Origin of the sequence: Corynebacterium frankenforstense DSM 45800 (assembly GCF_001941485.1) — a bacterium.
In the GTDB taxonomy this organism is placed as follows: domain Bacteria; phylum Actinomycetota; class Actinomycetes; order Mycobacteriales; family Mycobacteriaceae; genus Corynebacterium; species Corynebacterium frankenforstense.
In genome coordinates this window covers 838,464-859,435 of record NZ_CP009247.1, presented here as the reverse complement: position 1 = coordinate 859,435, position 20,972 = coordinate 838,464, and the positions used below count along the sequence as shown (strand labels likewise).

Sequence of the window (20,972 nt, the reverse complement as noted above, 5' to 3'; positions counted from 1 at the left end):
TCGTTGTCGGGCCGATGAGCGGAACGGAGTCGAAGATGGGTCTGCGGGAGACGAAGAAGGCCGCCACACGCGCGGCGATGTCCGAGGCCGCGGCGCAGATCGCGCTGCGCCAGGGCGCCGAGAAGCTCACCGTGGCCGCCGTCGCCGAGGCCGCGGGGGTGTCGACCCGCACGTTCCACAACTACTTCACCTCGCGTGAGGAGCCGCTGGTCGAGGCCCTGGCCACCCGCGTGCGGACGCTCGTCGAGCGCCTCAGCGAGATCCCCACCGAGGTCTGTATGGCGGACGCCGCCGAGCAGCTGCTCATCGAGGCCGTGCGGATGGACCAGACCGACGGCCCGGAGGGCATCGCCGCGATCTTCCGCCTCTCCGACTTCCTCGAGACCACCTCGGGCGCCGACCTGAAGGCCACCGTCCACGCCGAGCTCATGCCGATCATCGACGAGTTCCGCACCCGCCACCCGCAGCTGAGCCGCTTCGAGGCCGGGGTGGGCCTGGACCTGCTGGCGACCACCGCCGCCAACGCGCTGGAGGCCTACTACGAGTCCGCGGCTCCGCGGGACCCGGAGCGCGGGGTGGAGCTGCTCCACCAGGCCTTCCACGTGCTGCGCGCCATCAAGTGAGCGCCGGGGCGAAGTCCACCGCGTCCACCTCCGCCACCTCCGCGGGCGCGAAGGCCGGCTCCCGGTCCTTGTCCACGAGCACCGCGCGCACGCCCTCGACGAAGTCCGGCCGGGCGCGCAGCACCGCGGCCAGGCGCCGCTCCCGTTCGAGCGCGTCCGCGAGCGAGGCCTCCGCGTTCGCCGTGAACAGCAGCGTGGTGGCCACCAGCGACGAGGGGCTCGCCTGCGCCGTCAGTTCCGCCACGAGCTCGCGCAGCTGGGCGTTGCCGGGCCGCTCGAGACGCTCGAGCACCGCCGGCCACGTTCCCGCGGAAAAGGCGTCGGAGATCTGCAGGGCCAGGCCCGCCAGGCGGTTCTCCCCCGCCGGCTGCGCGGCCAGCCGCGCCACGGCGGCGTCCACGCCCTCGGCGATCACGGCGGCGCGCACCTCGTCGGCGTCCGCGGCACCGAGCGAGGCGGTCGACAGCCCCGTCCAGGCCATCTCCGCAGCGTTGAGCCGGAAGCCGGTCAACGCGAGGAAGGCGCCCATGGCACGCCCGCGGTGCAGCTCCTGGAAGCGCCGGCTCATCCCGACGTCGGTGCAGAAGCCGATGGCCATCTCCGGCATCGAGGCGCTCGCCCGGTCGGTGGCCAGCACGTGCGAGCCGTGCGCGGACACGCCCAGCCCGCCGCCCATGGTCACCCCGTCGAGCAGCGCGACGTAGGGCTTGGGGTACTCCGAGATCGCGAGGTTCATGGCGTACTCCTCGGCGAAGAAGGCCTCGACCTCGTCGTCGCGGCCCGCGAGCACGCCCTCGCGGGCGGCGCGCACGTCCCCGCCGGCGCAGAAGGCCTTCGGGCCGGTGGAGACCACGAGCACCTGCTCGACGGCGGCGTCGTCGCGCCAGGCGTCGAGCGCGGCGGTGATCCCGCGGACCATCTCGAGGTTCAGGCTGTTGAGCGCGCGCGGGCGGTTCAGCTCGATCAGGCCGGTAGACTCGACCAGGCTGCACCGCACCGGGGCATCGGAGGCGTTCGTCGTGTCCGTCATGCGACCAGTGTCGCACATCACTGCCCATGACACGGGCGGCCCAGCGAAATTTTTCCCCGATCCCTCAGGAGGACACCCGGTGGCACCCCGCCTCGTCGCAGTCGACATGGACGGAACCTTCCTCGACCCGGACGGGCGTGTGCCCGCCGGCTTCGCCGAGCTGTATCCCCGCCTCACGGCCGCGGGTGCGGTCTTCACGCCCGCCTCGGGCCGCCAGCTGCGCACGCTGGCCGACATGTTCAGCGAGCTCGGCGAGCAGATGAGCTACATCGCGGAGAACGGCGCGGTGGTCGTCCACCACGGCGAGGTCACCTCCACCACCCCGATGCCGGCCGGGCCCGTGCACGCCGTCATCGACGCCGTGGCGGACTTCAACGCCGCCACCGCCGGGACCGGCCACGCCCCGCTGTGGCTGCTCGTCTGCCGCCCCGAGGTCGCCTACCTCACGGACCCGGAGGCCGCCGGGGACCCGGAGGTGGTCAAGTACTACCACTCCGTCGAGGTCACCGCCGACCTGCACGCGGCGGCCGACGCCGGGGACGTCGTCAAGCTCGCGGTGTTCACCCCCGAGGACGCCGAGACGGTCGTCGCTCCCGCGCTGCGTCCGGCGGCCGGCGGCATGAACGTCGTGGTCTCCGGCGCGCACTGGATCGACGTGATGAGCCCGGAGGCCGACAAGGGCCGCGCCCTGCGCGAGCTCGCCGGCTACCTCGGCTGCCCGCGGGAGGAGACGGTCGCCTTCGGCGACTACCTCAACGACTACGAGCTGCTGCGCGCCGCCGGCACCGCCTACGCGATGGCCAACGCGCACCCGCGGCTCAAGGAGATCGCGGACCACATCGCGCCCTCCAACGCCGAGCACGGCGTGCTCACCGTGCTCGAGTCGCTGCTCTAGCCCGCGAACACGGCGAGCAGCGTGACCAGCGCCGCGGGCGCCAGCAGCGCGGCGAGGATCCCCCACGCCCCGGGCCGGGCGAAGTTGAGCGTCACCCCGGTGCCGCCGCGGTGCTCGACGAGCACGCGTTCGTCCCCGCGGTCGAAGTAGACCACCCCGGTGCCCCGGAAACCGAGAGCCAGCCACGCGAGCAGTACCACGAGGCCGGCCGCGAAGAACCAGCCGGAGGACAGCACCCGCCACAGCGCGGCGTCGTCCCCGGCGGCGGTGCGCGACAGCCCGTGGACGAAGAGCGCGCACACGAGGCTCACGCCCGTCATGAAGGAGCCGAGCGCGCGCTGGTACAGGCGGTGGGCCCGCTCGTCGAGGCTCCCGGCCGCCCGCGCCTGCACACGAATCAGCGCCGCGCCGCCGGCCTGGACCACCAGCAGGATCCCCGGGGCCAGCGCGTGCAGCCCGAGGAAACCGGCCGGGGTCTTGCGCTGGAAGCCGTCGGGGCCGCCCGCACCCCAGTGCACGGGCATCGGGTCCGGCACGGCGGCGTAGTAGGAGGCGGCGAAGGCGACGGTGGCCACGAGGACCAGGGCCGTCGCCGCCAGCCAGCCGGCGGCCGCGCGCGTCATGTCAGTCCTTCCTGTTCTTCTTCGACTTCTTGGCCTTGCCGGACTTCCCGGACTTCCCTGCCTTGACCTTGCCCTTCTCCAGCTTCGCGGCCACGTCGGGCACGTAGCGGAACTCCTTGCGCGGCGGGCGCTCGTAGTCGTTGTCGGAGACGGGCCGCGAGGGGATCTCCGGCAGCGGCCGGTCGATCTTCTCGTAGGGCACGGTCGACAGCAGGTGCGAGATGACGTTGATGCGCGAGCGCTTCTTGTCCTCGCTCTCGACCGTGTACCAGGGCGCGGCCGGGATGTCGGTGTGGATGAACATCTCGTCCTTGGCGCGCGAGTAGTCCTCCCACCGGGTGATGGACTGCAGGTCCATCGGGGAGAGTTTCCAGCGGCGCAGCGGGTCGTTGCGCCGGGAGCGGAAGCGGGCGATCTGCTCCTCGTCGGAGACGGAGAACCAGTACTTGCGCAGCATGATGCCGTCCTCGACGAGCAGGCGCTCGAAGATCGGCGCCTGGTGCAGGAACCGGCGGTACTCCTCGGAGGTGCAGAAGCCCATCACGCGCTCGACGCCGGCCCGGTTGTACCAGGAGCGGTCGAAGATGACGATCTCGCCGGCGGTGGGCAGGCGCTCGACGTAGCGCTGGAAGTACCACTGGCCCTTCTCCCGTGAGTTCGGGGCGGGCAGCGCCTCGATGCGGCACGTGCGCGGGTTGAGGTACTGGGTGATGCGCTTGATCGCCGAGCCCTTACCGGCGGCGTCGCGGCCCTCCATGATGATCACGAGCCGCGCGCCCGTCTCGACGACCCACTGCTGCATGTCGACCAGCTCGGCCTGGAGCCGCTTGAGCTCCTTCTCGTAGGCCTTCTTGTTCAGCTTGGGCGGGTCGGTGGGCTCGTCGACGGTGCCGTGCTCGCCGGTGGTGGCTTGTGCGCTCATGTCACATAACCCTACCGCCCCGCGGGGAGGGGGTGAAACGTCAGTCGACCTTGAACTCGGCCATCGCGTCCCACTCGGTCTTGCCCTCGATCAGCGTGTTGATGATCTCCGGGGTACGGGTCAGGAGCTGCGGGAACAGCTCCTGGGCGGCCTTGAAGTGGTCGCTGCCCACGTGCGCCTCGGCGGCGTCGTCGTGGAAGGCCTCGACGAGGATGTACTCCTCCGGGTCGTCGGTGTTGCGGAACCAGTCGAAGAAGATGTTGCCCTCCTCGGCGCGCGAGGCGTCGGTGAAGTCGGCGACCTTCTCGCGGAAGTTCTCCACGTACTCGGGCTTCGGACGGAACTTGACGTTGATGAGAATCATGGGCCCGATGGTAATCCCTTTAGCTTGACGACGTCGCGGCCACGACCGCGCCGAGCGTGCGCTCGGCGTCGGCCACGCGCGCGGCGTCGTCAATCCCGCCGACGGCGGCGAAGCCGGCGACGAGGGCGTCGCCGTAGTTGTGGCCGTGGCCCTGCGGGACGTTCTGGCTGACGGGCAGGTCTGCCGAGACCTGCAGGAAGGTGACCACGGGCAGCCAGGTCATGCCGGGCAGGCGGTCCGCCCCGGCCGGCTCCCGGAGCCAGTCCGGCTCGGTGAACAGCAGCTGCGGCGACCACCACACCACCGGGTCGGAGGCGTGCTGGATGTAGAGCATGCGCGTCGGGCCCCACTCGACGTCGTCGTCGCTCAAGCCCCGCACCTCGGCGGCGTCCTGCGCGAAGCGGACGACCAGGCCCGCGGAGTACTCCGGGTCGACCTCGCGGGTGCCCGGGTCGCGGCGGTCGACGAAGGTGCGCCACAGCGGGTTGAAGTTCGGCGGGCCCGTCAGGAGGATCCCGTCGACGGAGTTGGCGATGTCGCGCATGCCGGAGAAGGCGGACTCGACCGCCGAGGAGCCCAGCGACTCGCCGTAGAGGTAGAGGCGCGGGCGGTCGTCCTCGGGCAGTCTGTTCCACCAATCGACCACGGGGGTGATCATCTCGCGGCCGGCCTCCTGGACGCGCTGGCCGCCGGCGAGGAAGTGGAAGGCCGAGGGCAGGTAGGAGTACTGCGCCGCGGCGACGGCGGTGTCCCCGCCGTAGAGCGCCTCGAAGGCCTGCGCGGCGTGCGGGTTGACCCAGCCGGTGCCCGTGGTCATCACCAGCAGCAACGCCTCCCGGTCGCGCGCGCCGGTGCGCTCGAGTTCGTCGATGAGCAGCTCCGCGCGCTCGCGCACGTCGGCCGCGCTGCGCAGGCCCGCGTAGACGCGCACGGGCTCGCGGGCGGGCCGCCCGGAGACCTCCTCGAGCTCGTGGGCGCGCAGGCCGCCGTCGACGAAGCGCATGCCCTGGGTGCCCAGGGTGTCGAAGGCGACCGCGGACTCCGGCGAGCCGGAGCGCTCGGCCTCGGCCGGGGCGTGCACGCCGGGCTCCGGGTCCGCGTCGCGGCCCGCGAAGACGGCCTCGCCGACGCGCACCGCCGTGCCCGGGATGACGCGCTCGACGGCGAAGACGCACAGCAGCACCACGGCCGTCCAGCCGACCAGGCGCCGGCCGAGCCCGCGGCGGTCGCGCTCGGAGACGGGCAACCGCGCGGTGATCGCGTGCGCCAGCCGGCGCAGCAGCCGGCCCAGGGCGACCATGGCCAGGAAGACCGCGAAGCCGACGGGCACGACCAGGAAGAACGTCCACACCGAGTAGGCCTCCGCGCCCGTCAGCGCGGCGATGGCGTGCTGCCAGCGCACGGCGAAGAGCACCCAGCCGATGACGACGGCGACCACGAGGACGGTCTCGGCGACCTCGAGTCGCATGCGGGTGCGCTCGGAGAGCCGGTCGAGGCGCTCGACGGCGCCGCCCAGGCGCGGGTGGATCCACCGGCGCCACACCTGGTGCACGCCGAGGGCGGTGACGTAGCCGATGCCGGCGGCGATGCCGGAGACCACGCCCTGGTAGAAGAAGTCGCGCGGCAGGAGCGAGGGCGTGAGCCCCAGCATGAACATCAGGCCCGCGCCGACGAGTCCCCACGGGTCCAGCCGGAAGCTGAACCAGAGCCGGGAGATCCGGCCCACCTAGCCCTCCATCTCCTCGGCGGTGGCCAGCCACTCGGTCTCGGCCTCCGAGTGCTTCTCGCGCACCGCGCGCAGCTCGCCGTCGAGCTCGGTCAGCCGCGCGGTGTCCGGGCCCTCGGGGTCCTGGGCCACCCGCGCCATCTCGGCCTCGAGCTCCTCGATGCGCGTGGAGTGCTTGGTCATCTCGCGCTCGAGGCGGCCGAGCTTCTTGGACAGCTCGTGGTACTCCTTGCCGCTCAGCTTCGGCGCGGGCTTCTCCTGCTCCTGCTCCTGCTCCTGGGGCCGGGTCGCGCCGCCGGCACCGCCGGCACCGCCGGCGCCGGAGAGGTCCACCGGGCCGCCGCCCCCGGCCCCGGCCGCACGCCGGGCGGCGAGGTACTGCTCGATGCCGCCGGGCAGGTTGGTCAGTTCGCCGTCGCCGAAGAGCGCCCAGGTCGAGTCCGCGATGCGCTCGATGAGGTAGCGGTCGTGGGAGACGACGACGAGCGTGCCCGCCCAGCCGTCGAGGAGGTCCTCGAGCTCCTGGAGGGTGTCGATGTCCAGGTCGTTGGTCGGCTCGTCGAGCAGCAGCACGTTCGGCTCGGCCATGAGCACACGGGTCAGCTGCAGGCGGCGGCGCTCGCCGCCGGAGAGGTCGCGGATGAAGGTGCGCTGGCGCTTGGCGGAGAAGCCGAGGCGCTCGGCCAGCTGCGAGGCCGAGAGCTCCTTCTTGCCCAGCTGGACGTAGGTGGCCACGTCCTCGACGGCGTCGATGAGGCGGCGGTCGCCGTCGAGGTCGTCGAGCTCCTGGCGCAGCCAGCCCAGCCGCACCGTCTGGCCCTCGACGCGCTTGCCCGCGGCCAGCGGGTACGCGCCGGCGAGCACGCGCAGCAGCGTCGTCTTGCCGGAGCCGTTGACGCCGACCAGTCCGATGCGCTCGCCCGGGCCCAGCCGCCAGGTCAGGTCCTCGACCAGCGTGCGCCCGTCCGGGGTCTCCACGCGGGCGTCCTCGAGGTCGATGACGCGCTTGCCCAGCCGGCGCTTCGAGAACGCGGTCAGCTCGACGGTGTCGCGCGGGGCGGGCACGTCGGCGATGAGCGCCTCGGCGGCCTCGATGCGGTAGCGCGGCTTCGAGGTGCGCGCCGGCGCGCCCCGGCGCAGCCAGGCCAGCTCCTTGCGGGCCAGGTTGCGGCGGCGCTGCTCGGCGGCGTCGGCCTGCCGGGCGCGCTCGGCGCGCGCGAAGGTCCAGTCGTTGTAGCCGCCCTCGTAGACGTCGACGGTGCCGTCGTGGACCTCCCAGGTGTGGTTGGCCACGGTGTCGAGGAACCAGCGGTCGTGCGTGACGACGACCACGGCGACCCGGCGGGCCAGCAGGTGGTCGGCCAGCCACTGCACGCCCTCGACGTCGAGGTGGTTGGTCGGCTCGTCGAGCAGCACCAGGTCCAGGTCGCGCACCAGCGCGGCGGCCAGGCTCACGCGCCGGCGCTCACCGCCGGAGAGCGAGCCGACGGGGGTCTCCAGGCCCAGCTCGGCCACACCGAGGCCGCCGAGGACCTCGCGCACCCGCGCGTTCGAGGCCCACTCGAAGGTGGCCACGCCCAGCGGGGCGAGCACGACGTCGGCGACGGTGGCCTCCGGGTCGAGCTCGGCGCGCTGCGTCACCACGGCCATGTCCAGGTCGCGGTTGTGGCTCACGCGCCCGGAGTCCGGCTCGATGATGCCGGCCAGGATCTCCAGCAGGGTGGTCTTGCCGCCGCCGTTGAGGCCGACCACACCGATGCGGTCGCCGGTCTGTACGCCGAGGCTGACGCCGTCGAGCAGGGTCTTGAGCCCGTAGGACTGGGAGACGTTCTCCAGGTTGATCAGGTTCTCCATAACGGCTCACCAGTCTAGGCCAACCACCCCGGGCCGCGGCCCCTCGGCCACGAACGCCGCGCGGCACAGGTTCGCGCCGGTCAGTTCGTCGGCCACGGCCTCCGCGTCCGCCCCCGAGGCGCACAGGAACGCCATCGTCGGGCCCGAGCCCGAGAGCATCGCGCGCAGCGCCCCGGCCTCCCGCGCAGCCTCGCGCAGCCGGCGCAGGTCCGGACGCAGCGAGAACGCGGCGGCCTCGAGGTCGTTGTGCATCGCCTCGGCCAGCGCGCGGGCGTCGCCGGCGGCCACGGCGGAGAGCACCGCGGTGGCGTCGGTGCGCGGGCCCGGGGCCTTGCCCGCCGCGCGCAGCTCGTCGAGCTTGGCGAAGACCTCCGGGGTGGACAGCCCCCGCGCCGAGATCGCGAAGACCCAGTGGAAGGTGCCGCGGGCGAGCACGGGCACGAGCTTCTCGCCGCGCCCGGTGCCCAGCGCCGTACCGCCGCGCAGGGTGAAGGGCACGTCCGAGCCCAGCTCCGCGGCCATCTCGAGCAGCTCGGCCTCGCCGAGCCCGGCGTCCAGCAGCCGGTCGGCGGCCACGAGCGCGCCCGCGGCGTCCGCGGAACCGCCGGCCATGCCGCCCGCGGTCGGGATGCCCTTGTCGATGTGCACGCCCAGCTCCGTCTCGCACCCCACGTGCTCCGCGACGGCGCGCGCCGCGCGGGCGGCGAGGTTGGTCGGGTCGGCCGGCACGCGCTCGGCGTCGAGTCCGGCGACGGTGACCTCGTCGCTCCCGGCGGTGACCGTCACGTCGTCGTGAAGCGAGACGGCCTGAAAGACGGTGGACAGCTCGTGGAAGCCGTCGGCGCGCCGCTCCCCCACCCCGAGGAAGAGGTTGACCTTGGCGTGCGCGCGCACGCTCACCGCATCCGCCATCACTCGACCCCCGCGAGGCGGACGAAGTCGGCGACGCCGAGCTTCTCGCCGCGCTGGCGCGGGTCGATGCCGGCGGCGACGAGGGCCCCCTCGGCCGCGGCGGCCGAGCCGAAGTGCCCGGCAAGTGCCGCGCGCAGGGTCTTGCGGCGCTGGGCGAAGGCGGCGTCTACGACGGGGAAGACGCGCGCCCGGGTCGCCTCGTCGGGCTCCCAGTCCACCGCGCCCGGGGCGTGGCGGGTGACGGACACGAGTCCGGAGGCGACGTTGGGCGCCGGCCAGAAGACGTTCCTGCCGATCGCCCCGGCCCGGCGCACCTCACCGTAGAAGGCGGCCTTCACGCTGGGCACCCCGTAGATCCAGGAGCCGGGCGCGGCGGCGAGCCGGTCGGCGACCTCGGCCTGGACCATCACGAGCACCCGCTCGATCGTCGGGAAGGTCGCCAGCATGTGCAGCAGCACCGGCACGGCGACGTTGTAGGGCAGGTTGGCCACCAGCGCGTCCGGGGCGTCGAGCTCACCGGCGCCGATGCGCAGCGCGTCGCGGTTGAGCACCTCCAGGTGCTCGGCGGCCTCGGGCGCACGCCAGGCGACGGTGGCGGGCAGCTCGGCGGCCAGGCGCGGGTCGATCTCGACGGCCGTCACGCGCGCGGCGGCGTCGAGCAGGCCGAGCGTCAGCGAACCCAGTCCGGGGCCGACCTCGACGACGTGGTCGTCCGCGCGCACGTCGGCGGCCGCGACGATGCGGCGCACCGTGTTCGGGTCGACGACGAAGTTCTGGCCGAGTTTCTTGGTCGGGGTCACGTCGAGGCGCTCGGCGAGCGAGCGGATCTCGGCGGGCCCGAGCAGCTGCGCGGGCACGCGCTAGCGCAGCCCGAGCTTGGCGGTGCAGGCGGGCCAGGCGCCCCAGCCCTGCGCGGCCTGGGTCTTCTCCGCGATGGCGATCTGCTGCTCGCGGGTGGCCTGGTCGGCGGTGGGCGCGTACTGGGTGCCGCCGTAGGCCGCCCAGGTGCCCTGGTTGAACTGCAGGCCGCCCTGGTAGCCGTTGCCGGTGTTGATCGACCAGTCGCCGCCGGACTCGCACTGCGCGATGGCGTCCCACACGGAGCCGTCGGCGACGGCCGGGGCGTCGTTGGACTTGGTGCCGCGCTTGATCGTGGCCGGGGTGGCCGGGGCGATCTCCTTCTCGTGGAGGATCGTGTTCTCGGTCTCGTGGCCGTCGACGGTGACGATCTTGCGGGTCACGGTGCGCTTGCCCGGGGCGCCCTCCTCGACGACGGTCTCCTCGCCCTCGGGGGCCTCCGGGTCGTCGACGTAGTTGGCCGGGACGTCGAACTCCTCGTCGCCGGTGACCTCGTTCTCCTCGACGCGGTCGATCTTGACGGTCATGCCCGCGCTGACGGTCTCGCCGGCGCCCGGCAGGACACGGTCGTGCTCGCCGAGCTTGACGCCGCGGTCCTTGAGCACGTCGCCGACGGTCTTGCCGGGGGTCGAGAGGTAGGAGACGGTGCCGCCGTCGTTGAGCGCGATGATCTTCGGGCTGGTGACCTCGAGCTTCATACCCTCGGTGACCTTGCCGTCGGTGTCGCCGGAGACCGAGGAGCCGGGGCGCACACCCGGGACCTCACGCAGCAGGTCCTCGACGGTCGCGGCGGTGGAGGTCAGCTCGTGCTCCTGGCCGTCGACGACCACGGCGACCGGCTTGGCGGTGCGCACGGTGACGGTCTCGCCGTTGCTCAGCTTCTCCGAGGGCGCCGGGTAGACCAGGTCCTCCGTGCCGACCTCGATGTCGGCCTGGTCGAGCACGCCGGCGACGTCGCCGGACATGCTGGTCAGCTCCATGGCCTCGCCGTTGACGTCGAGGGTGACGCTCTTCTGGGCGGCCGCAACACCCACGCCGCCGACCACGAGGGTGGCGAGCACGCCACCGGTGGCGAGCCGCAGCGGCACGCTGCGGCTGGCGTTGATCCGGGAGATCGGGGACTGGTGCTGTGCGGTCATTCGGTGCGGCATCCCTTGTCTGCGTCTGCGTCTGAGTATGTGGGGTCTGTGGGGCCAGGGTCCGTCCGTCCAGGGCCTGTCGGCCCGGGGACTGTGACCCTGGAAAACGTAGGTAACAGTACGGTAACGGTCCGCCGGTGTCCAGTCGCCGTTCCGGCCCCGTCACATGCCCGTGGGCAGGATCACAGGGGCTGCGACCACACCGGTCACAGCCGCCTCACCTGCACCTTGAATTCCGCGAACCGCCTCAGATCCCGTAGCCGCAGCCGCGGTCGTCAGACCCCGTAGACGCGGTCGAAGGTCGCCGAGACCTCCGCCGCCAGCTCCGCCGGATCCTGCCCGCGCGCCTCGGCCACGCAGTAGGCCGTGTGGCCGACGAAGGCCGGCTCGTTGCGCGTGCCCCGGTAAGGCTCCGGGGTCATGTACGGCGCGTCGGTCTCGATGAGCAGCTGGCCCGCCGGCGCCGCGGCCGCCGCCGCGCGCAGCTCGTCGTTGCGCTTGAAGGTCACGTTGCCCGCGAAGCTGAGCACGTACCCACGCTCGATCGCCTCGTGGGCGACGTCCAGCGGCGAGGAGAAGCAGTGCAGCACGGTCTCGCGCGGCTTCGGCGAGTCCGCGAGGATGCGCATCAGGTCCGCGTCGCCCTCCCGGTTGTGGATCATCAGCGCCTTGCCCGTGGCCACCGCGAGGTCGATGTGCCAGCGCAGCGCCTCCTCCTGCACCTCCAGCGGGGCGGTCTCCTCGGGCTTGTGCCGGATCCAGTAGGTGTCCAGGCCCGTCTCCCCCACCGCCACGCAGCGCGGGTCGCGCGCCATCTCCGCCAACCGGGCACGCGCGGCGTCGTCAAGCTCCCGTGCCCGGGTGGGGTGGATCGCGCACGCCGCCCACACGCGCGGGTTGTGCTGCGCGGCGGCGAGCGCGTCCTCGGCCTCGGCGAGCCCGTCGCCGACGGTGCAGATCTTGCCGACGCCCGCGGCCACGGCGCGTTCGACGAAGGCGTCGACCTCGGCGCCGGTGCGCGCCCCGCAGCTGGCCAGGTGCGTGTGGGCGTCGACGATGCCGGGCAGGGTCTCGGCGGGCTGCGGCGTGGGCTTGGGCTTCTTCTTCGACATGCGCCCGATTCTAAGCGGCTAGCCTGGGCGCCATGAGAGCCGTCGCCGTATTCGATTCCCTGCCCGTCGACGCCCCGGACGCCTTCCGCGACGTCGAGGTCCCCGAACCCACACCCGGCCCGCACGACGTGGTCGTGCGCGTGGCCGCCGCCTCGCTCAACCCCATCGACACGAAGATGCGGATGCGCGCCGGCAGGCGCGAGGAGCCGCTCGTGCTCGGCTACGACGCCGTCGGCACCGTCACCGCGCTCGGCGCCGAGGCCTCCCGCTTCGCCGTCGGTGACCGCGTCTTCTACGCCGGCGCCAACAACCGCCCCGGCTCGAACGCCGAGTTCCAGGCCGTCGACGAGCGCATCATCGCCCACGCGCCCGCCACGCTCTCCGACGCCGACGCCGCCGCGCTCCCCCTGGTCTCCCTGACCGCCTGGGAGGCGCTCTTCGACCGGCTCGCCGTCTCCACGCTGAGCCACGGCCGCCTGCTCGTGCTCGGCGGCGCGGGCGGGGTGCCCACCCAGGTCATCCAGCTCGCCCGCGCGCTCACCGGCCTCGAGGTCGTCGCCACCGCCTCGCGCGAGGCCTCCCGCGACTGGGTCCGCGGCCTTGGCGCGCACCGGGTCGTCGACCACTCGCGTGACCTGGTCGAGCAACTCGGCGAGAACTCGGTGGACTTCGTGTTCTCCTCGCGCACCGACGCCCGCGAGGCCGAGCTCGCGAAGACCATGAAGGCACAGTCGAAGCTGGTGCTCATCGACGACCCCCGCGACTTCACCGTCACGCCCTTCAAGTCGAAGGCGATCCAGGTCGGCTGGGAGTCGATGTTCGCCCGCCCGGTGCACAACACCCCGGACATCGCCGCCCAGGGCGAGGCGCTGCGCCGCGTGGCCGACCTCGTCGACACCGGCCGCATCCGCACGATCACCGGCGAGGTGCTCCACGGCCTCGACGCCGCGACCGTGCGCCACGGCCACGAGCTGATGGAGGCCGCGCGCGCCGTCGGCAAGGTGGCGCTCGTCTACTGAGGTTCTGCGACGCCGTCGCGACGGGTGTGTGACGCCGTCGCGGCCGGGACGTGACTCCGTCGTGGCGGGGGATGTGGCCCCCGTCGCACAGGTCCTCTGACCTGCGGGGGTAGCGCTTTTCTGACCGGGGGTAATGCATTGCCGTTTAAACAGTACGCATATACGGTAAGGGTGCCCTAGCTTTGGAGTTGCCTGGCAACTCACTGGGTTGATCATCACTTCTCAGAGAAAGAGTCGTATGTCTGCTAGTGACACTCGCGGCGATGCGACACCGGTGGAGATTGACGCGAAGACGGCCAAGTGGGCCGATCTCTGCGCGAAGCTCTCGCTGGTCGTCATCGCCCTCGGCGCCGTTGTCGGCGCGATCATCTGGGTGGCCGTCGACGGCGCGCTCGGCGAGGACCTCGGCGCACTGACCTGGGTCGCCGGCGGCTCCGGCGCCATCGCCCTGATCTCCATTCGCCAGGCCCTGCTCGCGGAAAGGATCTGACGCACCATGGAGATGCAAGGAATCACCTACAACACCACGATGGGCCTCGTCGTCGGTGTCATCATGATCCTGGTGCCGATCTTCCTGCGCACCGCCCTGGCCCGCACGGGCCGCACCCTGTCCGGCTTCGGCTACGCCTTCGTCATCCTGGGCCTCTACCTGGGGGCCACCGGCCTGCACATGACGCTGACCTGGCCGCTCGAGCAGATCGACGGCGCGTTCTGCTGCGCCGTCGACAACGTGACCTTCGGTGAGCCCGCCGCGTTCTACGGCATCATCACGCTCATCGCCGGCTTCGCCATCATCCGAGGCGAGGACCGCGCCGACCGCGGCATCCGCGACTTCGACCTCGTGGCCACGCTGCGCCCGATCCTCTACGTCGCCGCCGCCGGTGGCGTGGGCCTGATCTTCTTCGCCATCGCCGGCCTGCACTTCGGCCAGTGGCGTCCGCCGGCAGTCGAGCCGATCGCGCGCATGCTGGAGGGCAGCCTGCTTGAGCCGCTGACCGTGTTCACCATGTACTTCGGCACCGGTGTCGCGGCGATGCTCTCGCCGTTCGCACTGACCAACAAGAAGGTGCGCACCATCTTCATCTGCATCACCTGGTTCATCGGCATGATGTGGACGTTCCTGGGCTTCACCCTCTTCTACGGGCACGTCGGCTTCTTCCCGTTCCCGTTCAACGAGCCGGTCCCGCACCCGACGCTCTAGCCGTCGCGCCGTGACGCCCTCCCCTCCCGGGAGGGCGTTTTCGCGTATTCAGGGGCTTGCCGTTCTTGTGGTTCTTCAACTCAGGCGCGGCGTTCCCCGCGTTCAATTGCCGACGTCGTCGTGGTCACCGTCGGCGGAGTCCGTGCGGGTGGGTGCGGGGTACGTGGTCGGTGACACGGGTAGGTGCGGCGACTGCAGTGATGTACTGCGTCCCTCTTCCACACTCCCCTGCACCCCCTGCGCCCCTTGCACTCCTCCCCTGCTCCGGCTGACGCACAGTGATCCACTGCAGAGGCCTTCCCCGCCGCCAGACCCGACCGCAGTGATCTACTGCGACTCTCACCATGAGACTCCACCGCGACCAGCGATGCAGTATTCCACTGCAAGCCCCCTCCCCTTCCGGAGTCTGCTGCGGGCACAGTGCTCTGCTGCCGGGGACAGCGCCTCCGCCGCTCCGCCGTTTCCCATGCCGCAGTGCAGTGACCCACTGCAAAGCCACCAAGCGTCAGGACTTCGTTGACTCCCGTGGCCCGCGCAGTGATCTACTGCAAGCGCCTGCCATCAGAGTCCACCGAGTAGCCGTGCAGTGATCCACTGCAAAACCCAAGCCGGCACCGACGGCACCACGGGAACCGCCACCTCCGCGTCCCGACGCAGTGATCCACTGCAGCGCCCTCCGGAGTCCACCGCCGGCGGGGGATCGACTCCCCGGGATCGCGCCCCTGGGCTTCCACCAACCTTCGCCCCTGTTGCAGTGACTCACTGCAAGCCCCACTCAGTCCCCGTTGCCGCTCCGCCCCTCGGCACCGATGCAGTGACCTACTGCGATGCCACCTAGCGCCAGGACTTCGTCGCACCGGGTTCACCGCGCAGTGATCCACTGCGAGCCCCCTTTCCCGGTCCGCACCCCCTCCGACGCAGTGACCTACTGCAACACCCATCCAGTCCCGCCGATGTCGGCTTCGGGGCGGCAGTGCAGTTACTTACTGCAACCACCACCCACAGCAGTCAGGCGGCGTCTCACCTGAAAACCACAGCCCATGGTCGAACACATCAGCGAACCCTGTCACGCCCCTCCACTACACTGAAACCCGAACACACAAGACACAACAAAACACCAGCACACACCACATAACCAAGGGGGTAGAAAGGACCATGCGACACCACCTAGGACAACGCAAAGGCCACCACAAAAGATCGAACACCCACATCAGAAAACGACTCGGCCTCCGACGGGCCGGACACACGATGGCCGGGCAGGAGACCACCCGACGCCAACGCATCGCCGCCAAGAAAATCAAGACCAGACTGCGCACCCGCCAAGCCGCCCGCGACAAACGCGAAGAACAACTACTCCTCATGCGGGCCAACCGGTGGCGGAAAAACCAGACCCCCGCAGGACACATCCCACCACAAGACGGCACCAACCCACCCAACTACTTCTCCAATACCGACCAGACCGACCCGGTGGCGGTGAAAAGCCGGCTGAAGCGTCGTCTCGACTACGAGATCTGGATGGACAACCAACCCCGCGCGAATGAGACCATCACCGCCTACTCGACACGCATGGCCGCCTCCACCGCAGTCAGCCGCTACACCATCAAAGACTCCTACGTGACCTCGCTGGGTGCCTACACAGACAAACTGCCCCGCCTGAAGGCGCTGCAGGAGATGCTGTTCCACATCGAGGTCGGATCCCTTCGCACCATCGGGGCCGCGGTCATGGCCGTGAAAGACCCCGAGATACTCGCCCGCATCGATGAGGGCATCACCGACTTCCTCACCCCGACAGCACCCCGGCAGGCACTTCCCACCACCTCGAAGATCAGTGACAAGATCAACGAACTGGTCAACCTCTACGACCCTAAGATCCGCCTGCCCCGCGACTTCGACGACGGCGGCAAACCCGCCCCGGTGCCCGGCATCTTCGAAACCGACGACTCGATTCCCGGGCTGACCGAGTACCGCATCACCCTGCCCGATGACCAGGCCAGCATCCTCAACAGTGTGCTGCAGACGAAATCGATCTCCGATAAGACGAGTCTGACTGAGGCGTTCTACGACACGTTGACCGACAACACCACCGTCACGGTCACCAAGTGGGTCTATAAGGCAGCGGATCTGACTGACGCGCCGATGTGGCTGCCCGGTGCCGGCTGGTTGTCGCCTGCCGCGCAGGCCCGGTGGGAGGAGATGGTCACCGTCGTCAAAGACGCCACTGAAGGAAGGCAGGAGGAAACCCAGGCCCATGATCCGACGATGGGTCTGGTCGCCTGGGTGACGGGTGTGCACGACTGCTGTTCCGGTCCGTCGTCGACGACGAAGACACCTGCCACGCAGTTCGAGCACCGCATCCCACATGAGGAGGGCGGGGCCACGGCACTTGATAATGCCTCTCGGGTGTCGCAGCACTGGCACAACCTGAAGACCGACGGGCAGGTCAAATACCTCCATGATCCGGTCACGGGGATGACGGTGTGGTTGTTGCCGGGCAACATCTTCCAGGTCAGTGTCCCGGATGGTCCTCTGACGCCGGGTGGTGCGCGGTTGGCGATGACGGTCTCGGAGCACCGCCAACAGGCTGAGGAGCGGGCGCGTGCTCGTGGTGAGGCGAGGCGGGCTGTGCATAACGAGAAGATCGGTTACGACCCGGCAGCCCCGGTGCCCTTCTGAGCCGGTCCGGTCATGGACCATCGGTGCCGTTCTGGGGCACCTGGCCGGCGGCACCGGTCCCGTTCTGGGACACCTGGCCGGCGGCACAGGTTTCGTTCTGACCCGGTGCCCCGCAGACGAAGAGCACCGCCCAACCGCGGGGTCGGTCGCCGACGGCGACCGACGGGACGTCGGCAAGCGGTGGGAAAGGAGGGGTAAAGGGCCCCTGTGTACAGCACATTTACGGCAGCTAGGATGGTGGCCGTGGAGTTTGACTCGGAGTCGTTGTTCCGGTTAGTCGACGTCTCGGGCGTGGTGGCCAACGGCCTGCTCGGCGGAGTCGCCGCCCGCGCCTTCCGCTTCGACATGATCGGGTTCATCCTGCTCGCCGTCGTGACCGGCATGGGCGGCGGCATGATCCGTGACGTGCTCCTGGGGCACGGCTTCCCAGTCATGCTGACCGACCGGGCCTACCTCCTCGGTGCGCTGATCGCCGCGGCCGTCGCGTTCTTCATCGACCTCTCGGGCAAGTGGACCAACCGCGCGCTCGTGCTCATCGACTTCTTCGGTATGGGCTGCTGGACCGCCACCGGCGTCACCAAGGCACTGAGCCTCGGGCTCGGCTGGCTGCCGGCGGTCGCGATGGGCGTGGTCACCGCCGTCGGCGGCGGCATGCTCCGCGACGTGCTGCTCAACCGCATCCCGTCGATCTTCGGCGGCAGTGTCCTCTACGCGACCATCGCGATCCTGAGCTCGGCGCTCGCGGCGACCGTGATCGGGGTGCTCGACCAGCCGACGATCGCGATGCCGATGTGCATCGTGCTGTGCCCGGTGCTCGGCGTGCTCTCGCGCTGGCGCCGCTGGACCCTGCCCGAACCGCAGACACTCTCCGTGCCGCGACCGCGCCTGTCCTGGGCGCGCCCGCGCACCCTGCGACGCCTGCGCGGCATGGGCTGGGTGCCCGGCGAGCCGGTCAACCCGACCACCCATCCGGTCACCGCCGCGACGGGGGCGCCGCCGACGGGCGCCATGCCCGCGCAGCAGGCCGCGGGTCAGCCTGGCCAACCCGGGCATGACGGAACCGTCGCGGAGCCCGTGATCGACGCGACCGGAAGCTTCGAGGCGCAGCCCGGGCCGGGCGACGAACCCACGCCGACCGGCGAGTTCACCGTCCCCCACCAGTCGCTCTGGCCGCAGACCACCGAGTTCCCCGCGATCACGGATCCGGACCTCATCGAACGCCTCGAGACCGGCGAGCCCCCTGAGCCCGAGCCTCAGCCTGAGCCTGAGCCCGAACCCGAGCCCGGGAACGCCGACGCAGAGACGGACGACGGGAGCGCCGGGCCCCGCAACTAGAATTGCGGAACCATGGATCCGGATCGTCTAGTCAAGATGGTCGCCGAGACCTGGCCCGACCTCGGGGACCTCGGCACGGTGACCGTGCCGCAGCAGGGACTCGACCACGCGGTCGTCGTCTTCGACTCCGTCGTCGCCCGCCGCCCGCTCACCGACACCTACTGCGAGCAGGCCCGCGTCGAGGCGGTCGTCGTCGACCAGCTCGCCGACCGCACCACGGTCGCCCTGCCCCGCCCGCTGCGCACCACACCCGACGGCCGGCTGACCCTCCAGCGCCGCGTGCCCGGCGTCCCGCTGGACGCGGAGCTGTGGGCGGGACTGCCCGAGGACCGGCGCGAACGGATCGTCGCCCAGCTCGCCGACTTCCTCTCCGTGCTGCACACCGCCGAACCCGCCGAAGGGGTGGTGCCCTGGTTCCGCGACGGCCGCCCCAACGACCACCCGCGCAGCCTGCCGGCGAAGATGGACCTCCTCGACGCCCGCGCCGCCGAGGCCCTGCCCGGCGCGCTGGGCCCGGACGAACTCGACGTCGCCCGCGGCATCCTCGGCGAGGCGCGCAGCCTGCTCGACCCGGCGCGCGCGACGCACCCCGTCCACGGTGACCTGGCCGTCGACCACGTGCTCATCGACGACGACCGCGTGGGCGTCATCGATCTTTCGGACATGAACGTCGGCGACCCGGCCGTCGACTTCGCCAACCTGACCGACGTCGCCGACGACCTCGCCGACCGCGTTCTCGACCGCTACACCGGCCCCGCCGACCCGGGCATCCTCGACCGCGCCTGGCTCTACCACCGCTGGGACTCCGTGTTCCTGCTGGTCGACCACCTGACCACGGGGCGCACCGACGCCGCGCTCGCCCGCACGATGTTCGCGGCCGCCGCCGAGCCGACCCGCCCGGGGGCGCGGTGAGTATCGGGGACCCGGTGGGCGCCGCCGACCTGTGGGAGGTGGCCCGCCGGCTGCGCGCCGCGAGCTGGGTGGACCTGACCCACCGCTTCGCGCCCGGCCAGCCGAGCTTCCCCGGCGACCCCGACGAGACGGTCGAGACCGTCAGCACCGTCGACGACGGCGCGTGGGTGCAGCGCTTCGGGCTGATCGGCCAGTGGGGCACGCACGTCGACGCGCCCGCGCACTTCGCCGCCGGCGGCCGCACGCTCGCCGAGCTGCCGGTGCGTGACACCGTCCTGCCCCTGGTGGTCCTCCCGCTTGCCGACGTCGCGCAGCGCGACGTGGACCTCGAGGTCACCGCCGCGCACATCACCGCCTTCGAGACGGAGCACGGCCGCATCCCGGAGGGCAGCTTCGTCGCGTTGGCCACCGGGTGGTCGCGGCGCTGGGATGAGCCCGGCGACGCGATGCACAACCCGGACGCGGCGGGTGTCTTCCACTCCCCCGGCTGGGGTGTGTCGGCGCTCGAGGTCCTCGCCGCGCGCGGGGTGGTGGCCGTCGGACACGAGACCTGCGACTGCGACCCGGGTGTGCGGGTCTCGGCCGGTGACCTGCGTGCGCAGCGGTGGTGGCTCGAGCACGACGGCTGGATGATCGAGTCGATGCGAGGTCTGGCGGCCGTCCCGCCGACGGGGGCGATGATCGTGGCGACCTGGCCGGTCCCCGAGGTGGCCTCGGGGTTCCCGGCGCGCGCGGCGGCGGTGTTCTGACCCGCGCGGCGGCGCTGCTGGGCCCCGCGAGGCGGCGGTGTTCTGACACGTCGGATCCCGGTTCTGGCACGTCGGATCCCGGTTCTGGCGCGTAAGCTTCCGGGGGTGAATTCGACTGTGGGAACCGTGGCCGTCGGCGGCCGCGAGGTGAACAGGATCGGGCTGGGCATGAGCCCGCTGGCGCGCAAGGTCGCCGGCGGCGGAGACCGCGAGGCCGCCGTCGCGCTGCTGCGCCGGGCGCGGGAGCTCGGCGTGGACTACTACGACACCGCGCGCTTCTACGGCGGGGAGACCGCCAACGAGCTGCTGCGCGAGGCGTTCGGGGACCTCGACGAGGTATTCGTGGCCACGAAGGTCGGCGCGCGCCCGGTCACGGGCCGGTTCCCGATGACCGCGGCGCAGCTGCCCGCCGAGCTGCGCCGGGAGGTCGAGGAGAACCTCCGCTCGCTGGGCACCGACCGCCTGGACCTGGTCTTCCTGCGCCGCATGGACTTCCTGCCCGGGCTGGTGGCCGAGGGCGAGCAGGGCGAGGTCTCGCTGGCGGACCAGCTCGCTGAGCTGGTCGCGCTGCGCGAGGCCGGCAAGATCGGCGCGATCGGGCTCAGCCACGTCACCACGGAGCAGGTGCGCACGGGCCTGGACGCCGGCATCGCCGCGGTGCAGAACATCGACAACCTCGCCTACCCGCAGGCACGAGAACTGCGCGAGCTCTGCGGGCGCGAGGAGATCGCCTGGATCCCCTACTTCCCGCTCGGCGGCGGGGCCGGCGTGGGGCAGGCGACGGGTCTGACCCAGGTACGCGACCTGCCGGCCGTCCGCGAGGTCGCCGCGGAGCTCGGGGCGACCCCGACGCAGGTCGGTCTGGCCTGGCACCTGGCCGAGAACCCGACGACGGTCGCGATCACGGGCACCGGCAGCGTCGAACACCTCGAGGAGAACCTCGCGACCGACGACCTGCGGCTCACCGCGGAGCAGAAGGCGCGGCTCGACGCCGCCGCGGGATAGCGCCGCCCCGTGGCGGCGCG

The 20,972-nt window shown here is 71.4% G+C and carries 20 protein-coding genes; 10 read left to right on the top strand and 10 right to left on the bottom strand.

The features are described from left to right. Positions 1-14 precede the first annotated feature (14 nt). The gene (locus CFRA_RS03730; RefSeq protein WP_083666809.1) at positions 15-623 is read left to right on the top strand and encodes a TetR family transcriptional regulator; all 609 of its coding nucleotides are present in this window, start codon (positions 15-17) and stop codon (positions 621-623) included. On the opposite strand, the gene CFRA_RS03725 is transcribed toward CFRA_RS03730, so the two are convergent. Then, positions 616-1,653, bottom strand: a complete 1,038-nt coding sequence (locus CFRA_RS03725) for a 3-hydroxyisobutyryl-CoA hydrolase (protein ID WP_075663518.1) — start codon at positions 1,651-1,653, stop codon at positions 616-618. The genes CFRA_RS03730 and CFRA_RS03725 overlap by 8 nt on opposite strands. A gap of 79 nt (positions 1,654-1,732) precedes the next feature. Between CFRA_RS03725 and CFRA_RS03720 the strand changes: the two genes are divergently transcribed. After that, positions 1,733-2,548, top strand: coding sequence for a Cof-type HAD-IIB family hydrolase (locus tag CFRA_RS03720; protein ID WP_075663517.1), 816 nt, complete (start codon positions 1,733-1,735; stop codon positions 2,546-2,548). On the opposite strand, the gene CFRA_RS03715 is transcribed toward CFRA_RS03720, so the two are convergent. The 9 genes from CFRA_RS03715 to CFRA_RS03675 all read right to left on the bottom strand — a co-directional run bounded on the left by CFRA_RS03715 (position 2,545) and on the right by CFRA_RS03675 (position 12,058). After that, the gene (locus CFRA_RS03715; RefSeq protein WP_075663516.1) at positions 2,545-3,171 is read right to left on the bottom strand and encodes a DUF1648 domain-containing protein; all 627 of its coding nucleotides are present in this window, start codon (positions 3,169-3,171) and stop codon (positions 2,545-2,547) included. The two genes, CFRA_RS03720 and CFRA_RS03715, sit on opposite strands and share 4 nt — an antisense overlap. 1 nt (position 3,172) lies before the next feature. Next, positions 3,173-4,093, bottom strand: coding sequence for a polyphosphate kinase 2 (gene ppk2 / locus CFRA_RS03710; RefSeq protein WP_075663515.1), 921 nt, complete (start codon positions 4,091-4,093; stop codon positions 3,173-3,175). A gap of 40 nt (positions 4,094-4,133) precedes the next feature. Next, positions 4,134-4,457, bottom strand: a complete 324-nt coding sequence (locus CFRA_RS03705) for a putative quinol monooxygenase (RefSeq protein ID WP_075663514.1) — start codon at positions 4,455-4,457, stop codon at positions 4,134-4,136. Between the two features lie 19 nt (positions 4,458-4,476). Then, positions 4,477-6,183 carry an alpha/beta hydrolase gene (locus CFRA_RS03700; RefSeq protein WP_075663513.1) on the bottom strand — a complete coding sequence of 569 codons (1,707 nt, stop codon included), beginning with the start codon at positions 6,181-6,183 and terminating at the stop codon, positions 4,477-4,479. Continuing rightward, on the bottom strand, positions 6,184-8,037 hold the full coding sequence (locus CFRA_RS03695) for an ABC-F family ATP-binding cassette domain-containing protein (protein ID WP_075663512.1): 1,854 nt from the start codon (positions 8,035-8,037) through the stop codon (positions 6,184-6,186). It lies immediately after the preceding gene. A gap of 6 nt (positions 8,038-8,043) precedes the next feature. Continuing rightward, entirely contained in the window at positions 8,044-8,949 is a 906-nt protein-coding gene (locus CFRA_RS03690; RefSeq protein WP_075663511.1) for a 4-(cytidine 5'-diphospho)-2-C-methyl-D-erythritol kinase, read from the bottom strand. After that, on the bottom strand, positions 8,949-9,806 hold the full coding sequence (gene rsmA, locus CFRA_RS03685) for a 16S rRNA (adenine(1518)-N(6)/adenine(1519)-N(6))-dimethyltransferase RsmA (RefSeq protein ID WP_075663510.1): 858 nt from the start codon (positions 9,804-9,806) through the stop codon (positions 8,949-8,951). The genes CFRA_RS03690 and rsmA overlap by 1 nt, the downstream gene beginning before the upstream one ends. 3 nt (positions 9,807-9,809) lie before the next feature. Beyond that, positions 9,810-10,946, bottom strand: coding sequence for a resuscitation-promoting factor (locus CFRA_RS03680; protein ID WP_075663509.1), 1,137 nt, complete (start codon positions 10,944-10,946; stop codon positions 9,810-9,812). Positions 10,947-11,221: 275 nt separating this feature from the next. Beyond that, positions 11,222-12,058 carry a TatD family hydrolase gene (locus CFRA_RS03675; RefSeq protein ID WP_075663508.1) on the bottom strand — a complete coding sequence of 279 codons (837 nt, stop codon included), beginning with the start codon at positions 12,056-12,058 and terminating at the stop codon, positions 11,222-11,224. A 32-nt stretch (positions 12,059-12,090) separates the two neighbouring features. Here CFRA_RS03675 and CFRA_RS03670 point away from each other — a divergent pair, with 32 nt between their 5' ends. From CFRA_RS03670 to CFRA_RS03635, 8 genes are all read left to right on the top strand, one after another. Further along, the gene (locus tag CFRA_RS03670) at positions 12,091-13,077 is read left to right on the top strand and encodes a zinc-binding alcohol dehydrogenase family protein (protein ID WP_075663507.1); all 987 of its coding nucleotides are present in this window, start codon (positions 12,091-12,093) and stop codon (positions 13,075-13,077) included. Positions 13,078-13,351: 274 nt separating this feature from the next. Continuing rightward, complete coding sequence (locus CFRA_RS03665; RefSeq protein WP_245797670.1) at positions 13,352-13,567, top strand: hypothetical protein; 216 nt, start codon at positions 13,352-13,354, stop codon at positions 13,565-13,567. A gap of 6 nt (positions 13,568-13,573) precedes the next feature. After that, entirely contained in the window at positions 13,574-14,278 is a 705-nt protein-coding gene (locus CFRA_RS03660; protein ID WP_075663505.1) for a DUF981 family protein, read from the top strand. A gap of 1,248 nt (positions 14,279-15,526) precedes the next feature. After that, positions 15,527-16,951 carry a hypothetical protein gene (locus tag CFRA_RS03655; RefSeq protein WP_156887956.1) on the top strand — a complete coding sequence of 475 codons (1,425 nt, stop codon included), beginning with the start codon at positions 15,527-15,529 and terminating at the stop codon, positions 16,949-16,951. A 243-nt stretch (positions 16,952-17,194) separates the two neighbouring features. Continuing rightward, the gene (locus CFRA_RS11715) at positions 17,195-18,286 is read left to right on the top strand and encodes a trimeric intracellular cation channel family protein (RefSeq protein WP_245797669.1); all 1,092 of its coding nucleotides are present in this window, start codon (positions 17,195-17,197) and stop codon (positions 18,284-18,286) included. Positions 18,287-18,298: 12 nt separating this feature from the next. Next, on the top strand, positions 18,299-19,198 hold the full coding sequence (locus CFRA_RS03645) for a phosphotransferase family protein (protein ID WP_083666808.1): 900 nt from the start codon (positions 18,299-18,301) through the stop codon (positions 19,196-19,198). A 14-nt stretch (positions 19,199-19,212) separates the two neighbouring features. Then, on the top strand, positions 19,213-19,947 hold the full coding sequence (locus CFRA_RS03640; protein WP_075663501.1) for a cyclase family protein: 735 nt from the start codon (positions 19,213-19,215) through the stop codon (positions 19,945-19,947). A 105-nt stretch (positions 19,948-20,052) separates the two neighbouring features. Further along, on the top strand, positions 20,053-20,952 hold the full coding sequence (locus CFRA_RS03635) for an aldo/keto reductase (RefSeq protein ID WP_211272336.1): 900 nt from the start codon (positions 20,053-20,055) through the stop codon (positions 20,950-20,952). Positions 20,953-20,972: the final 20 nt, after the last annotated feature.

What these genes read in the sequence shown, in the direction of transcription:
- CFRA_RS03730 (WP_083666809.1), top strand. Translation starts at nt 15, where the DNA reads ATGAGCGGAACGGAGTCGAAGATGGGTCTGCGGGAGACGAAGAAGGCC.
- CFRA_RS03725 (WP_075663518.1), bottom strand. Translation starts at nt 1,653, where the DNA reads ATGACGGACACGACGAACGCCTCCGATGCCCCGGTGCGGTGCAGCCTG.
- CFRA_RS03715 (WP_075663516.1), bottom strand. Translation starts at nt 3,171, where the DNA reads ATGACGCGCGCGGCCGCCGGCTGGCTGGCGGCGACGGCCCTGGTCCTC.
- ppk2 (WP_075663515.1), bottom strand. Translation starts at nt 4,093, where the DNA reads ATGAGCGCACAAGCCACCACCGGCGAGCACGGCACCGTCGACGAGCCC.
- CFRA_RS03705 (WP_075663514.1), bottom strand. Translation starts at nt 4,457, where the DNA reads ATGATTCTCATCAACGTCAAGTTCCGTCCGAAGCCCGAGTACGTGGAG.
- CFRA_RS03695 (WP_075663512.1), bottom strand. Translation starts at nt 8,037, where the DNA reads ATGGAGAACCTGATCAACCTGGAGAACGTCTCCCAGTCCTACGGGCTC.
- CFRA_RS03690 (WP_075663511.1), bottom strand. Translation starts at nt 8,949, where the DNA reads ATGGCGGATGCGGTGAGCGTGCGCGCGCACGCCAAGGTCAACCTCTTC.
- CFRA_RS03680 (WP_075663509.1), bottom strand. Translation starts at nt 10,946, where the DNA reads ATGACCGCACAGCACCAGTCCCCGATCTCCCGGATCAACGCCAGCCGC.
- CFRA_RS03675 (WP_075663508.1), bottom strand. Translation starts at nt 12,058, where the DNA reads ATGTCGAAGAAGAAGCCCAAGCCCACGCCGCAGCCCGCCGAGACCCTG.
- CFRA_RS03670 (WP_075663507.1), top strand. Translation starts at nt 12,091, where the DNA reads ATGAGAGCCGTCGCCGTATTCGATTCCCTGCCCGTCGACGCCCCGGAC.
- CFRA_RS03660 (WP_075663505.1), top strand. Translation starts at nt 13,574, where the DNA reads ATGGAGATGCAAGGAATCACCTACAACACCACGATGGGCCTCGTCGTC.
- CFRA_RS03655 (WP_156887956.1), top strand. Translation starts at nt 15,527, where the DNA reads ATGGCCGGGCAGGAGACCACCCGACGCCAACGCATCGCCGCCAAGAAA.
- CFRA_RS03645 (WP_083666808.1), top strand. Translation starts at nt 18,299, where the DNA reads ATGGATCCGGATCGTCTAGTCAAGATGGTCGCCGAGACCTGGCCCGAC.